Origin of the sequence: Lachnotalea sp. AF33-28 (assembly GCF_003477885.1) — a bacterium.
Taxonomy (GTDB): domain Bacteria; phylum Bacillota; class Clostridia; order Lachnospirales; family Lachnospiraceae; genus AF33-28.
The window spans coordinates 65223-80118 of the sequence record NZ_QUEE01000005.1; the positions used below are offsets into that span (position 1 = coordinate 65223).

Annotated in this window: 13 protein-coding genes; 9 read left to right on the top strand and 4 right to left on the bottom strand. The window is 52.3% G+C overall.

Annotated features, from left to right (window positions below; translation table 11 throughout):
• The first annotated feature begins 176 nt into the window (after positions 1-176).
• The 4 genes from DWZ56_RS08585 to DWZ56_RS08600 all read left to right on the top strand — a co-directional run bounded on the left by DWZ56_RS08585 (position 177) and on the right by DWZ56_RS08600 (position 4594).
• Positions 177-1673 carry a sensor histidine kinase gene (locus DWZ56_RS08585; RefSeq protein ID WP_118556055.1) on the top strand — a complete coding sequence of 499 codons (1497 nt, stop codon included), beginning with the start codon at positions 177-179 and terminating at the stop codon, positions 1671-1673.
• The gene (locus DWZ56_RS08590) at positions 1666-2355 is read left to right on the top strand and encodes a response regulator transcription factor (protein ID WP_118556057.1); all 690 of its coding nucleotides are present in this window, start codon (positions 1666-1668) and stop codon (positions 2353-2355) included. The genes DWZ56_RS08585 and DWZ56_RS08590 overlap by 8 nt, the downstream gene beginning before the upstream one ends.
• A gap of 86 nt (positions 2356-2441) precedes the next feature.
• Positions 2442-3497: a sporulation integral membrane protein YtvI gene (gene ytvI, locus DWZ56_RS08595; RefSeq protein WP_118556059.1), complete on the top strand. Its 1056-nt coding sequence runs from the start codon at positions 2442-2444 to the stop codon at positions 3495-3497.
• Between the two features lie 122 nt (positions 3498-3619).
• The gene (locus tag DWZ56_RS08600) at positions 3620-4594 is read left to right on the top strand and encodes a family 43 glycosylhydrolase (RefSeq protein WP_158584502.1); all 975 of its coding nucleotides are present in this window, start codon (positions 3620-3622) and stop codon (positions 4592-4594) included.
• 34 nt (positions 4595-4628) lie between these two features.
• On the opposite strand, the gene DWZ56_RS08605 is transcribed toward DWZ56_RS08600, so the two are convergent.
• The gene (locus DWZ56_RS08605) at positions 4629-5405 is read right to left on the bottom strand and encodes a hypothetical protein (RefSeq protein ID WP_118556063.1); all 777 of its coding nucleotides are present in this window, start codon (positions 5403-5405) and stop codon (positions 4629-4631) included.
• A gap of 318 nt (positions 5406-5723) precedes the next feature.
• Between DWZ56_RS08605 and DWZ56_RS08610 the strand changes: the two genes are divergently transcribed.
• Genes DWZ56_RS08610 through DWZ56_RS08630 form a run of 5 tightly spaced genes read left to right on the top strand, consistent with a single transcriptional unit; the run spans position 5724 to position 11251 of the window.
• On the top strand, positions 5724-5966 hold the full coding sequence (locus tag DWZ56_RS08610) for a (2Fe-2S) ferredoxin domain-containing protein (RefSeq protein ID WP_118556065.1): 243 nt from the start codon (positions 5724-5726) through the stop codon (positions 5964-5966).
• Positions 5966-7699: a [Fe-Fe] hydrogenase large subunit C-terminal domain-containing protein gene (locus tag DWZ56_RS08615; RefSeq protein WP_118556067.1), complete on the top strand. Its 1734-nt coding sequence runs from the start codon at positions 5966-5968 to the stop codon at positions 7697-7699. Before DWZ56_RS08610 ends, DWZ56_RS08615 begins: the two co-directional genes overlap by 1 nt.
• Positions 7700-8875, top strand: coding sequence for a SpoIIE family protein phosphatase (locus DWZ56_RS08620; RefSeq protein WP_118556069.1), 1176 nt, complete (start codon positions 7700-7702; stop codon positions 8873-8875).
• A gap of 19 nt (positions 8876-8894) precedes the next feature.
• Positions 8895-10358, top strand: a complete 1464-nt coding sequence (locus DWZ56_RS08625; protein ID WP_118556070.1) for a 4Fe-4S dicluster domain-containing protein — start codon at positions 8895-8897, stop codon at positions 10356-10358.
• Positions 10359-10405: 47 nt separating this feature from the next.
• On the top strand, positions 10406-11251 hold the full coding sequence (locus tag DWZ56_RS08630) for a polysaccharide deacetylase family protein (RefSeq protein WP_118556071.1): 846 nt from the start codon (positions 10406-10408) through the stop codon (positions 11249-11251).
• 113 nt (positions 11252-11364) lie between these two features.
• Here DWZ56_RS08630 and DWZ56_RS08635 read toward each other — a convergent pair whose 3' ends face one another.
• From DWZ56_RS08635 to DWZ56_RS08650, 3 genes are all read right to left on the bottom strand, one after another.
• Positions 11365-11748: an MATE family efflux transporter gene (locus tag DWZ56_RS08635; RefSeq protein ID WP_118556072.1), complete on the bottom strand. Its 384-nt coding sequence runs from the start codon at positions 11746-11748 to the stop codon at positions 11365-11367.
• Positions 11749-11874: 126 nt separating this feature from the next.
• The gene (locus DWZ56_RS08645) at positions 11875-12339 is read right to left on the bottom strand and encodes a MarR family winged helix-turn-helix transcriptional regulator (RefSeq protein ID WP_118556076.1); all 465 of its coding nucleotides are present in this window, start codon (positions 12337-12339) and stop codon (positions 11875-11877) included.
• 307 nt (positions 12340-12646) lie between these two features.
• Positions 12647-14785 carry a glycoside hydrolase family 3 C-terminal domain-containing protein gene (locus DWZ56_RS08650; protein WP_118556078.1) on the bottom strand — a complete coding sequence of 713 codons (2139 nt, stop codon included), beginning with the start codon at positions 14783-14785 and terminating at the stop codon, positions 12647-12649.
• Between the last annotated feature and the right edge of the window lie 111 nt (positions 14786-14896).

Below are 14896 nucleotides of genomic sequence, written 5' to 3' on the forward strand. Positions count from 1 at the left end.
ATGTTCATGCCTTTTCCGGGGATTATTTTTGTGAGCTTTTATGAAAAGTTTATAATTTTTACCACAGTTTTTATGTAAAACAGGGAAAGCTATGCTATAATTCTAATACAGTATACCATGCTGGATAAATCTGCATTTGTACTAAGTATGTCTGCGGAATGGAGATTCGATCATTTATGAAATTAAGAACCAGGCTGTTAATAGCGTTTTTTACGATTGTGCTGGTGCCGGCGCTGCTGTTTTATATGTCGGTTATGATGCTGACCACCTATCAGGCGAAGGCGATAGAGAAAACCTATGGCATCAACAGCGGCCAGAACCTTTTCACCGGCGCGTCCATACAGATATTTGATTCCCTTACCCAGAAGAGCCAGGAGGAACTGCTCAATACCATATACAGCGAGCCGGAAAACCTGGAAACCTTGGAGTATTGGAAGAACCTCAACGAAGAGCTTTCGATGAAACACTCCTATCTGATGGTGCGAAAGGGAGCGGATTTTATATACATCGGAAAGGAACACCTGCCTGACGGCCTGCTTGACCAGCTGCCGGATTATGGGGAGGCGGATGCCGCCACCGGCGGCAGCCTCTATACGGGCAAGGCCACCCAATGTCTGGTGAAGCAGCATGATTTCCGCTTTGCGGACGGTTCGGACGGCTCGGCTTTCTTTGTAACGCCGGTGGGGGGCATACTGCCGGAGGCCAAGACCATGTTCGCGGATATGGTGGTCGCGGTGGTCATGATCCTGCTGTTTACGGCGGTGATGCTCACGATGTGGATCTACGGTTCCATTCTGCGGCCGTTAAGCCAGCTGCAGAAGGCAACCAAGGAGATCAAGGAGGGCAATCTTGACTTTTCCATGGAAATCAAGGAGAAGGACGAGATCGGCCAGATCTGTATGGACTTTGAGGCCATGCGGGAACGCCTGAAGGACAACGCGGAGGAGAAGCTGGCCTATGACAAGGAAAACAAAGAGCTGATCAGCAATATTTCCCATGACCTGAAAACCCCGATCACGGCCATCAAGGGTTACTGCGAGGGCATCATGGACGGAGTGGCATCCTCCCCGGAGAAGCTGGATAAATACATTCGTACCATATATAATAAGGCCAACGATATGGATAAGCTCATCGATGAACTGACCTTTTACAGCAAGATCGATACGAACCGCATCCCTTATACCTTTAAGAAGATCAATGTGAACAGCTATTTTAAGGACTGCATTGAAGAGGTGGGCCTGGATCTGGAGGCAAAGGGAATTGAGTTGGGCTATTTCAACTATACCGGCGACGATGTGGTGATCATCGCCGACGCGGAACAGCTCAAGCGGGTGATCAACAACATTATCAGCAACAGCGTCAAATACCTGGATAAGAAAAAGGGCATCATCAATATCCGGATCAAGGATATCGGGGATTTTATTCAGGTGGAGATAGAGGATAACGGCAGAGGAATCGCCCAGAAGGATCTGCCCTATGTGTTTGACCGCTTTTACCGGGCTGACTCTTCCAGAAATTCTTCCAAAGGCGGCAGCGGCATCGGCCTATCCATCGTTCGCAAGATCATTGAGGATCATGGCGGCAGGATCTGGGCTACCAGCCGGGAGAATACAGGAACGGTTATGCATTTTGTGATGAGAAAATACCAGGAGGTAGAAAATAACAATGAGTAGATTACTGATTATTGAGGATGAGGAGAGCATAGCGGAGCTGGAGAAGGATTATCTGGAGCTTAGCGGCTTTGATGTGGAGATTGAAACCAACGGAAAAGTGGGACTTGAGAGGGCTCTGAAAGAGGAGTTTGATCTGTTCATACTGGATCTGATGCTGCCGGAGGTGGACGGATTCGAGATCTGCAAGCGCGTCAGAAAGGTGAAAAACACACCGATCCTGATGGTTTCCGCCAAGAAGGATGACATTGATAAGATCAGAGGCCTGGGACTTGGAGCGGACGATTACATTACCAAACCCTTCAGCCCCAGCGAGCTGGTAGCCAGGGTGAAGGCCCATCTGGCCCGTTATGAGAGGCTGATCGGCAGCACCACGGTGGAGAACGAGATCATTGAGATCCGCGGCCTCAAGATCGACAAGACGGCCAGAAGAGTCTATGTCAACGGGGAGGAGAAGCAGTTTACGACCAAGGAATTCGATCTGCTGACCTTCTTAGCCCAGAATCCCAACCATGTATTTACGAAGGAAGAGCTCTTTAATAAGATCTGGGACATGGAGTCCATCGGCGACATTGCGACGGTTACCGTGCATATCAAGAAGATCCGTGAGAAGATCGAATTTAATACGGCCAAGCCGCAGTATATTGAGACGATCTGGGGAGTTGGATATAGGTTTAAAGTGTGAGCATGTATAATCAAAGGAATCCTGTCCATAATAATGTGTGTACGAAAGAGACAAATATGTACGAATCATAAAAACAGGTGAATTCCATGGATATGCCTTTGAATGAGAAACAGAAGAGAGCAATATTTTTAATAGGAGTTACCGCGGCGGTCTACGTTTCCTTCAGATATCTGCTGCCGCTGGTAATTCCTTTTTTACTTGCTTTTCTGCTGGCAAAAATGATAGAAAAGCCGGTATTATGGCTTCATAAAAAATTTCATCTGAAAAAGCCGGTCGGCGCGGTGCTCATGCTGCTTTTGCTGGGCGGCACGGTGGGAATCGGGCTGTGGTTTCTGCTTCAGAACCTGATCCGTCAGCTCATTGCTCTTTCCGAACACCTGCCCGCATATATGCGGTATGTGGATTTCTGGGTAAAGGACTGCTGCAGCGAGCTGGAAAAGCTGCTGCATCTGGAGACGGACAGCCTGATCCATACGGTCTATGAGATGGGAGACGCCGCGGGAGCCAAGGTGCGGGATCAGGCGCTGCCATTTGTGATGGACAACTCCATGAACCTGGCAAAATGGGTCATCAACATCTCTGCCATCTCGGTGATTGTGGTGATCTCCAGCATACTGATCACCGGAGAGAAAGATGAATTTAACCGAAAGATCAATAAGTCCCTTTTTCGCGAAGAGATAACAATGCTCTCCAGGAAACTGGGCAGGGTGGGCAGCGCTTATCTGAAATCCCAGCTGGTGATCATGACGCTGACCGCCTGCATCTGTGTGATCGGCCTGTGGCTGCTGGGTTATCAGTATGCGCTTGTGATCGGCATAGGCATCGGGCTGCTGGACGCGCTGCCGATCTTTGGCACCGGAACTGTATTCATCCCCTGGGTGATTATCTCAATATTCAGCGGCAGCTATCTGACGGCAGCTGGACTTGCCACCACGTATCTGATCTGCTATTTTCTGAGGGAATTCATGGAAGCGCGGGTGATGGGAGACAAGATCGGCATCTCACCGCTGCAGACGCTGATCGCCATGTATGTGGGGCTGAAGCTGTTCGGTCTGATCGGATTTCTGCTGGGGCCGGCAGGGTATCTGATCATACGGGAACTTGGGGACGCACCGGAAGACTGCGGTAACTGTGAACAGTAACAAAATCATACTTATTGTCCGGTAAACCTGAATAACGGTTATTGCGGAAAGGATGTTTCCAATGATATATTTGATGTGAATGAAGCTGTGCCAGTATATTGGAAAGTATGAGGAAAAACAGGATGGATGTTTTCAAACATGGAGAACTGGATGAATTCGTGCCCTGGCACGATGAAGAGGGAGAGATAATCAACGCCAGCGACGGCGGGATGATCTACGTTGACGGAGTATACCACTGGTATGGGCTGGCTCTGCGCCCGCTTCCCTTTGCAGGGGATGGAAAAGGCGGCCAGACCACCACAACGGGCGTGGTCATGTATGCGTCGAAAGACCTGTATCATTGGCGCTATGAGGGAGTGATTCTTCCCTGCTCGGCGGACCCGGCCAGCGATCTGTATGCGCCGATGCGGTTTGAGAGGCCCAAAATCATTTATAATGAAAAGACGGAGAAGTATGTGCTGTGGTGCCATTTTGTGAAATACCCGGGTGATCACGGATTTACGGAGGGAACTGCGGAAGCCGGCGTCGCCGTGTGCGATACGGTAAACGGCCGCTATGAATGGCTTGGATATACCCGCCCGATTGACGATAAAGGGTTGGTGCGGGACTGCACCGTATATAAGGACCGGGACGGCAGCGCCTATTTCATCTATGACAGGCAGGTGGGAGAAGACCGGTGCCAGCACATCGTAAAGCTGTCGGAGGATTATCTGTCCTTTACTTCACAGTACCGCAGGCTGGATAAGGCCTTCTGGAGGGAAGCCGCGGCGCTGGTATACCGTGACGGATATTATTATATGATCACATCGGGTCTGACTTCCTGGGCAGCCAATCAGGCTAAGTATTTCCGTGCGAAGGAACTGTTCGGCCCATGGGAGGATATGGGGGATCCCTGCGTGGGAGACGATACGCATACCACATTCCATTCCCAGAGCACCTATATCTTTAAGGTGGAGGGAAAGGAGGACCTTTACATACATATGGCGGAACGGCATAACACGGACAATTTCGAACGGTGCTCCTATATATGGCTTCCCATTGATTTTCATGAGGACCATACGATGAGCCTTACATACCGGAAGGAATGGAAAATTTAATATCAGGCCCGGCCTGCCTTCCGAAGGCGCTTATTTATGCTGACTCACTCTCTTCCATATGTTTCCGGATTTCCTCTTCATGATCGGTGCAGAACCGGTAACCCGCCTGCATAAATTCCTGTATCCGCATGGAGCTAAACATTTCATACAGAGTATCCAAAACAGGCTTTCCTTCAATAAGCAGTGTATAAAAGTAAGGATACACGCATGCTTTGTGCAGATAATAGGGATTTATGGAACCCAGGCGTTCATCCCGCATCACGGGTTCCACGGCCATTTCACTGAAGATCCACTTTAAATGCGGAGTTTCGTATTCCGTTACATCGTCCCGAAAAGTCCTCTGCCAGACATAAAACCAGACAAAGTGGATGATTTCATGAATGGCAGAACCGAGCGCACCCTTTTCACTGGACAGATAAAAACTGTCAAACGTATGGCTTTCAAGATAACGGGGACTGACCGGATTAAAAGTAATCATGCAGGTCATATCATTGAACAGATCCGTCAGATCAACTTCAAAAGCGTCCTCCAGGGCCGCCGTGATCTGATCCTCATATTTCATCCAGTATTCATTATATAAAACTGCCTTTTCCCTTAACATCTCAATGTTTTTCTCTTCAAACGCCGTAAAATAATCCGTCAGATAATCTCTGCGGCGTCCCTCATCCATAGCCATATAAGCAGTCCTGTCCACATCCGGAAAAAAATGAAAAAACGGTCCGCTCCAAAAATCACTTAACTCTTCCCCGGTAAATTCCAGAATACTGTCAACACTGTATTCAATCCCAGGATATTCAAACCGCAGCTTCACAACAATCCCTCCCTTACATCAGATAACTTATTGTATCTCATATAACCCAGTCATTCAACTAAAAGCAGCCCATAGCCCCCTCATTTATACGCACATAAATAAGGTCCCCCCTAATTATCATTCATGGCGCATACGATAACGCAGCAGGAGTCTGGCGGGAAAAGCATCCCCCCATGAACAATAATTATCATTGCACTGAAAATGGTACAGCAACCCGCTGGCAATCCGCTTGATAAATATTCTACAATATGAGATAATAGAGAAAGCAAAAACCGGAAAAATCCGAATATTTTATTACATACGATGGAGGGATTTATCATGACAGTAACAATTTGTATTGGGAGCTCCTGCCACCTGAAAGGTTCCAGGGAAATTATCCAGAAGCTGCAGGAACTGGTCTGTCAGAATCATCTTGAGGAAAAGGTGGACTTAAACGGTTCGTTCTGCACCGGAAACTGTGTGAAAGGGGTATGTGTAACTGTCGACGGGGAACTGTTTTCTTTAAAACCGGAAGATACCGAAACGTTTTTTGAAGAAAAAGTGCTCGGGAGGCTTGGCTGATGAATATTATTAATTTTGCCGCGAATAAATGCAAGCACTGCTACAAGTGTGTGCGGACCTGTGAAGTGAAAGCCATCATGGTGAAAAATGAACAGGCGGAGATCATGCCGGATAAGTGTGTGCTGTGCGGGCACTGCCTCCAGGCCTGTCCGCAGACGGCAAAAACGCTGATCAGCGATCTGGATACGGTGAAAGGGTTCATACGGGATGGCATTCCCACGGTGGTATCCGTCGCGCCGTCCTACATGGGACTGCTTAAGTATAAGACGATCGGCCAGGTAAACGCGGCTCTTAAAAAGCTGGGGTTTTCACAGGTGCGCGAAACCTCGGAGGGAGCCGCTTATGTGACCGGAGAGTACGCGAAGCTTCTGCAGGAAGGAAAGATGGAGAACATCATCACCACCTGCTGTCCCAGCGTGAACGAGCTGATCGAGATCTATTACCCGGAGCTGATCCCTTTTATGGCCCCTGTGGTATCTCCGATGATCGCCCACGGGAAGCTTCTAAAGAAGGAATTCGGCAGGGAGACCAAAGTCGTATTTTTAGGGCCCTGTATCGCGAAAAAGAGAGAAGCTCAGGATTTAAGGCATGCGGGATACATAGATGCTGTGCTCAATTTCAACGATATCAACCGCTGGCTGGAGGATGAGCAGGTCGTGATCGAAGACTGTGAGGATATCCCCTTTGACTGCCCGGACCCGGCCGTCAACCGTCTGTATCCGATCACAAACGGGGTGGTTAATTCCGTGCTGGCCACGGAGAAGGGCGGCGACGGATACCGCAAGTTCTATGTCCATGGCATGACCAACTGCATCGATCTGTGCAAGAGCATGGTGCGCGGCGAGATATCGGGCTGCTTTATCGAGATGAACATGTGCTCCGGCGGCTGCATTAAAGGGCCTACGGTCAACGATGAGAGCATATCCCGCTTTAAGGTCAAGCTGGATATGGAGGAGACCATAGAGAAAAAGCCGGTGGACACCAAGGTATATGAGGAGAGAGCCGAAGGCCTGAATTTCCATAAGGCATATCTGGACCGTTCACCCAAAGATCCGATGCCTACGGTGGAGGAGATCGATGCGATTCTGCGCAAGATCGGCAAGACAAAGCCCGAACACGAGCTGAACTGCGGCGCCTGCGGTTATTCCACCTGCCGTGAGAAAGCCATCGCCGTATATCAGAAAAAGGCGGAGCTTACCATGTGCATCCCCTATATGCATGACAAGGCGGAATCCCTGTCCAACCTGGTTATGGAGACTTCCCCCAACATCGTGCTGATCGTGGATTCTGATATGAAGATCCTGGAGTATTCCGCGGTGGGAGAGAAGTATTTCGGCAAGACCAAGGCGGAAGCGACCCAGATGTACCTGTATGAGTTCATCGATCCTTCCGATTTCCAGTGGGTATTTGATACCCATCAGAACATACACGGAAAGAAAGTGACCTATCAGGAATACGGGCTGTCTACCCTGCAGAATATCGTATACATCGAAAAGGAAAACTGTGTCCTCGCCACCTTTATTGATATCACCAAGGAAGAGGAACAGCAGAAGCAGGAGTATGAGAAAAAGCTGGATACCATTGAGCTGGCTCAGAATGTCATCCACAGGCAGATGATGGTGGCTCAGGAGATCGCGGGCCTGCTTGGGGAAACTACGGCCGAGACCAAGACCACTTTAACAAAGCTTTGCCGCTCCCTGCTGGAAGAGGGCAGTGAAAGCGAGGTCAGATAGATGCAGGTTACGGTAGATGTTGCATATAAGAGTCTGAACAAGTTTACGGAGGAACTCTGCGGCGACAAGGTGGAGCTGCTTAAAACTGCGGATTCCGATATCATGATTCTGGCGGACGGCATGGGCAGCGGTGTGAAGGCCAATATACTGGCCACGCTGACCTCCAAGATCCTGGGGAACATGTTCTTAAACGGCGCCACGCTGGAGGAATGTGTGGAAACCATCGTGCAGACCCTTCCGGTCTGCCAGGTGCGCCAGGTGGCTTACGCCACCTTCAGCATCCTGCAGGTGTTCCACAATGGCGACGCTTATCTGGTGGAATTCGACAATCCCGGCTGCATCTTTGTGCGGGACGGCAGGCTGATGGAGATCCCCAGCAATATCCGCGAGCTGGAGGGCAAGAAGATCAACGAATACCGGTTCCGTGTGCAGAGAGGAGATTGTTTTCTGCTCATGAGCGACGGCACGATCCATGCCGGCGTGGGCATGATCCTCAACTTCGGCTGGGACTGGAAGGAGATCGCCGAGTACGCGGTGAAGCAGTACCGGCTGACCGTATCCGCTTCCCGTATGGCGGCCATGATGGTGAAGGCCTGCGATGACCTCTATCTGGGACGTCCCGGAGACGATACGACGGTGGCCTGCATGAGGATCATCGACCGAAAGGTGGTGAACCTGCTTACCGGACCGCCCAAAAAGGCTGAGGATGACGGGCAGATGGTGGCTTCCTTCATGGAAGGAGAGGCAAAACGCATCGTGTGCGGCGGCACCAGCGCCAATATCGTGTCCCGTGTGCTGGGACGCAAGCTGAAACCCACGCTGGACTATGTGGACCCGGAAATCCCGCCTATCGCTTATATTGACGGGCTGGAGCTTGTGACCGAGGGCGTGCTGACGTTAAACCGCGCGGTGAACCTGATGAAACGCTACGCCAATGACGAGAATATCAACGAGAAATTTTTCCTGGAGCTGGACAAGAAGAACGGCGGTTCCATGGTGGCCAAGATGCTGATCGAGGACTGCACGGACCTGAACCTGTTTGTGGGAAAGGCAATCAATGTGGCCCACCAGAATCCGGACCTGCCCTTCGACCTGGGGATCCGGCAGCACCTGGTGGAGCAGCTGAAGGTCACGGCGGAAAAGATGGGAAAAACGGTAACGATAACTTATTATTAGAAATTTGGAGGATAAAGCAATGATCACAAATGACGCTACGGCATTACGCATTACACATGAGGTGCTGTATGAGGTGGCAAAGCTGGCTTTCAGCGGCGAACTGGAGGAGAAAAGGGACGAGCTTCCGTTTAAGATGATCCCCGGCCCCAAAGCTCAGTTCCGCTGCTGTATCTATAAGGAGAGGGAAGTCATCCGTCAGAGGATCCGTCTGGCTGAGGGAAAGACTCCGGGCAATGCCAACAATAAGAACATCGTACAGGTGATCAGCTCCGCCTGCGAGGAGTGTCCCATCGCCCGCTATGTGGTGACCGACAACTGTCAGAAGTGTATGGGAAAGGCTTGCCAGCAGTCCTGTAAGTTCGGAGCGATCACAATGGGAAGGGACAGGGCTTATATCGATCCGTCCAAGTGCAAGGAATGCGGCAAATGCTCACAGGCCTGTCCGTACAACGCCATTGCGGATCTGATGCGCCCCTGCAAGAGAAGCTGTCCTGTGGATGCGATCTCCATGGAAGAGGAGACCGGCATCGTGAAAATAGACGAGAAGAAATGTATCCAGTGCGGCGCCTGTATCCATAGCTGTCCTTTCGGGGCGATCGGAGCCAGGAGCTTCATGGTGGATATCATCAATCTGCTGCGCGCAGGCAAGCGCGTGGTCGCCATGCTGGCGCCGGCCACGGAAGGCCAGTTCGGGCCGGATATAACGATGTCCAGCTGGAGAACCGCTTTAAAGAAACTAGGATTTGAAGATATGGTGGAAGTCGGCCTGGGCGGCGATCTGACCGCTGCGGCCGAGGCGGAGGAATGGGCGGAAGCTTATAAGGAAGGCAAGAAGATGACCACCTCCTGCTGTCCCGCATTTGTAAATATGATCAAACAGCATTTCCCGCAGCTGCTGGAGAACATGTCCACAACGGTATCCCCGATGTGCGCGGTATCCAGGATGCTCAAGGCGAAGGATCCTGAGATCATCACCGTTTTCATAGGACCGTGTATCGCTAAAAAGAGCGAGACACTGGATCTCAATATTGAAGGAAACGCGGACTACGCGCTCACCTTCGGCGAGATCCGCGCAATGTTCAGGGCGAAGGGCGTGCAGCTTCTTCCTGAACCCAACGATACTCAGCAGGCGAGCATATTTGGCAAACGGTTCGGCAACGGCGGCGGAGTTACCGCTGCGGTGCTGGAATGCCTGAAGGAATCCGGAGAGGATGCCGACGGTATCAAGGTGATGCAGTGTGACGGGGCCGCGGAATGCCGCAAGGCGCTGCTGCTTCTGAAAGCCGGGCGTCTCCCGGCGGACTTCATTGAGGGTATGGCCTGTGTGGGCGGCTGTGTGGGCGGCCCCAGCAGGCATAAGAAAGAGCAGGAAGCCAAGAAGGACCGCGATAAACTGATCGGTGAGGCGGACGCGCGCCAGGTACATGAAAACCTGAAGCTGAATGTGGATCTGGAATCCTTCTCCATGCACCGCAAACACTGATGTGCGTATGAACGGATCGGCAGCAACCGCCGGGAAAGGCATTTGAAATGAAAAATTACAGTTATCTCTTCCCGGGTGGGAGGACAAAGGCCCTGACCTTCAGCTATGATGACGGAGTCATAGCTGACCGCAGGCTGATCGAAATATTCAGAGAGAACGGGTTGAAGGGAACCTTCAATCTCAACGGCGCCAGTCTCTGCGCAGACAAGGTCAGCTGCTGGGCCAGATATCCGCAGACCCGGGTGCGGCATGTGGATGCCGCTGAGGTTCCGGAGATTTATGAAGGTATGGAGGTTGCGGGACACGGTCTGCAGCATCTGTGTATGGAGGATCTGAACGATACCGAGATCACGGATGAGGTTCACCGGGACCGCACGAAGCTGGAGGCTGTCACAGGCTATCCCGTGAAAGGCTATGCATACGCGTTTGGAAGGTATAATGCCAGGGTCGTGGAACGGCTAAGGGGCATGGGTGTGGCCTACGCCAGAACTGTAGTGCCGACTCACGGTTTCGGGCTGCCGGCAGAATTTCTGACCTGGCATCCCACCGTACATCACGATGACGAACAGATACTGCCGCTGACCGACCGTTTCCTGGGGCTGCCCGACGATTCCGGCTTTTCCCTGTTCTATATCTGGGGGCACAGCTATGAGTTCGAAGCGAAAAACAACTGGGAGCATATGGAGGACGTGTGCCGCAGGCTGGGAAACCGGGATGAGATCTGGTACGCCGCCAACATCGAAGTGTATGATTATGTTCAGTCTCTGAAAGGCTTGAGAACTTCCGCTGACGGGAACCTGATCCAGAACCTGTCCTGCACGGATGTCTGGCTGCTGAAAACCGAAACGAAAGAAAAGATCTGTGTGCCTGCGGGTAAACTCGTGAGGCTCTGATTTACATAACATAAACGCCGCCCTGTGGAACCGGCAAAGGCAGTAGGTGCCTGTACCGGTCTTGCAGGGCGGCGTTTATGTATGTGTGCCGGACGGCGTATGTTTCCAGGATTTTATGCCGGCTTCCTGTGCCTAAGCCAGGCAAAGCATATGAGGAAGAAAGCGATGCCGTATAATGAAGTTAACGGCGTTGCCAATCCCACCATGGCAAGGGAGGTGCCTGGCAGCCGGGACATCAGGATGGACAGCGGTATGCGGATGCAGAAGGCGGAAGTGATGCCCTGGATCATGACCGGAATGCTGATGCCGCGCCCATTGAGATAGCCGATGCTGCTGAAAAGGATGCAGGTCAGGATGCATTCCGCTGAAAACCCCTTCAGATAAGCCGCGCTCTGGGCGATTACCTCCGCATCTTTGGTAAACAGCGAGGACAGCTGCGAACCGCCGAAGAAACCGGCCAGAAAGATGGCGGCTCCTGCAATGCAGCCGGCCGCCATAGCTGTGAGAAAACCTCTGCGGGAACGGCGCCGTATGCGGCCTGCAGTATCAGCGCCCCCAGCACAGGCAGCGCGAAACGGATCAGTGATCCGAAAATGGGTCCTTCCGTGAAAGAGAGTTCCTGATTATTTTCTTTGGCCATTTTGTGCCTCCTGCCTCTTTCCAGGCATCGTCCGCATCAGTTCACCGATGACGCGCGCCGTTTCCGAAGCCTGTTCATCCGTGACACTTCCCAGGGCAGCGGCCCAATCACGGTGAAAATCCAGAACATGTTCCCTGACACAGGCCAGGCCCTCATTCGTCAGGTACAGGTGGACCACACGCTTATCCGACTGTGACGGACATTTTTCCACCAGCCCCAGTCCTTCCAGCTCCTGGATGAGCTTGGTGATGCTGGGCGCCGTAATGTTCAGCCTTGTGCTGACATCGCTGACGCGGCAGTCGGACCGTTCGGCATTCACTTCATAAATGGCTTCCAGAACATGGATATGACGCGGCTTCATTCCCTTTGGCAGTGCCGGCAGGGTTTCCACGATGCGTTTGGCAGCAAAGCAGGCATCCAGCAGACATTTTAAGCTTGTTGTATTCATGATGTATTCTTCGGCTCCTGTTTAGAATTATTTGTTACTACTAATAATTACTATTAGTAACTATAAGCGCGTTTTCTCCATTTGTCAATGGCTAAATAAAAAAGAGTTTCCAGGTTACCATATCTCGTTACTATTCACGGTTGGCGGTAAAGCAGCGCATGGCGGGAAGGAGTATGGTCCTCATTGGGATCCCTTGAAGCCCGCACGAGGAAGCGCACTGATGTGCGCGCAGGTCATCAACCTGACGGTTGGTGACAGTTACTGCGCGCTTCACGGAGCGAGAGCGTGTCCCAATGAGGACCATACTCTATTTTCGCACCTGCAGGCACAGCGGATTCATGCCGGTCAGCGCTATGCTGCGCGCATCGGGCTGTGATCCCCCGATATAGACCCTGTATTCTCCGGGACTGATCCGGAATATTCCTTCCTCATCATACAGGCCAAACGCCTCCTCGGGGAGGACGAACTCCACTTCACGCGATTCACGGGCGGCCAGGTGCACCTTGCGGACATCTTTGAGCTGTGCGTTGGGCGTATCCCCTTCGCAGCGCTTTATATAAACCTGAACGGTTTCCGTATATGCCCGTTCCCCCTCGTTTGTGAGCGTAAAGCGGACGGTCAGGCCTTCGGGGGAGATTTTGCCGGATATCCGGGGAGCGGCATAGGAGCAGCACGTATAGGAAAGGCCATAGCCGAAGGGATACAGCGCCTCCTGCCTCATATAGCGGTAGGTTCTGCCTTTCATAGAGTAATCGGTGAATGCGGGCAGCTCCTCAAGATTTCTGTAAAATGTTATGGGCAGCCGCCCTTCCGGATTGGCCGTGCCAAACAGGATATCTGCGATGGCCCGTCCGCCCGCGGCGCCGGGGTACCAGCCCTGCAGGATCGCAGGGACATGCCGGTCGGCCCAGGACAGATCCATGGCGCTGCCGGAGAGCATGACCAGTATCACGGGCTTGCCGCTGTCACAGGCGGTCTCCAGTATGCTCTGCTGCAGACCGGGAAGTTTGAGATCTTTTTTATCGCCGCCGATCAGCCCGTTGGCTTCGGTGGCTTCCTCCCCTTCGATCAGCGCGTCCAGACCCAGGCAGACCACCACCGCATCGCTTGCTGCACAGACGGCTTTTACTTCTGACAGGCGGTCATTTTCCTTGCCGCTGTCATAGCGCACTCTGTCCTTATAGAGGTGGCAGCCTTCGGAATACAGCACCCGGCAGCGGCCCTTTACAAAATCCTGTATGCCCTCCAGCACTGTGACATATCTGGAGGCGGTTCCTTCATAGTTGCCGACCAGCGCGGTGCGGCTGTTGGCATTGGGGCCGATCACACCGATGACAGGATACCGTTTCGTCGAGAGCGGCAGCAGGCTGTCTTCATTTTTGAGGAGCACGATGCTTTCTCTGGCTGCGGTGAGATTCAGCTCTTGCATTGCCGGGGTATCTACGGCGTCATAGGTGATGCTGTCATAGGGATTGTCCCCTTTATCCTTATCAAAGAATCCCAATTTCATGCGGGTGGTAAAGAGGCGGACCACCGCTTCATCGATGGCTTCTTCTGTTACCAGGCCCTGCTTTACTGCTTCTATCAGATAGAGGTAGATGTGCCCGCACTCCAGGTCGCAGCCGCTGTTTATGCCCAGCGCCGCTGCCTCGGCCGGAGTGCTGACCACCATATGCCCGTCGTAGAAATCCTTGACAGCGCCGCAGTCCGAGACCACATGGCCGTCAAAACCCCAGGTTTCCCTAAGGAGTCCGGTGAGGAGAAAACGGCTGCCGCAGCAGGCTTCGCCGTTGGTGCGGTTATAGGCGCCCATGACCGCCTCTGCTCTGCCCTCCCGGACACAGGTGCGAAAGGCCGGCAGATAGGTTTCATAGAGATCCTGAACGGAGACCTCGGCATTGAACTCATGGCGCAGATCTTCAGGGCCGCTGTGCACCGCAAAATGCTTGGCGCAGGCGGCCGTCTTGAGATAATGCTCATCATGTCCCTGAAGGCCGCGGATATAGCGCATGGCCATGCGGCCGGTCAGCCAGGGATCTTCTCCGAAAGTTTCATGCCCCCTCCCCCAGCGCGGGTCCCGGAATATGTTGACATTGGGCGCCCAGAAGGTGAGCCCCTTGTAGGTATCGGTGTCATCATAGCTCTGCTGCATATTGTATTTGCCCCTGGCCTCGGTGGACACAGCATCGCCGACTTGTTCCATCAGCTCCTCATCAAAGGTGGCGGCCAGGCCGATCACCTGTGGAAACACGGTGGCGGTGCCCGCGCGGGCGACGCCGTGGAGCGCTTCATTGGAGTAATCGTATGCTTTTATGCCGAGCCGCGGGATGGCCGGCGCAGAATTCATGGTCTGCATCACCTTTTCTTCCAGAGTCATGCGGCTGATAAGACGGCGGGCCCGCTCCTTGTAAATCTCAGTCATTTTTTTGTTTTCAGTAAGTTCCATAGTATCCTCCATTTCGTTGTCTATTCGTTTTAGTGTTCTTTTTTGTTGGGCGCTAAGTCAAAATAGTGGAAGGGATGGGTCAAAATTGTCCGTTTCCTTCCGGGCGCAGTC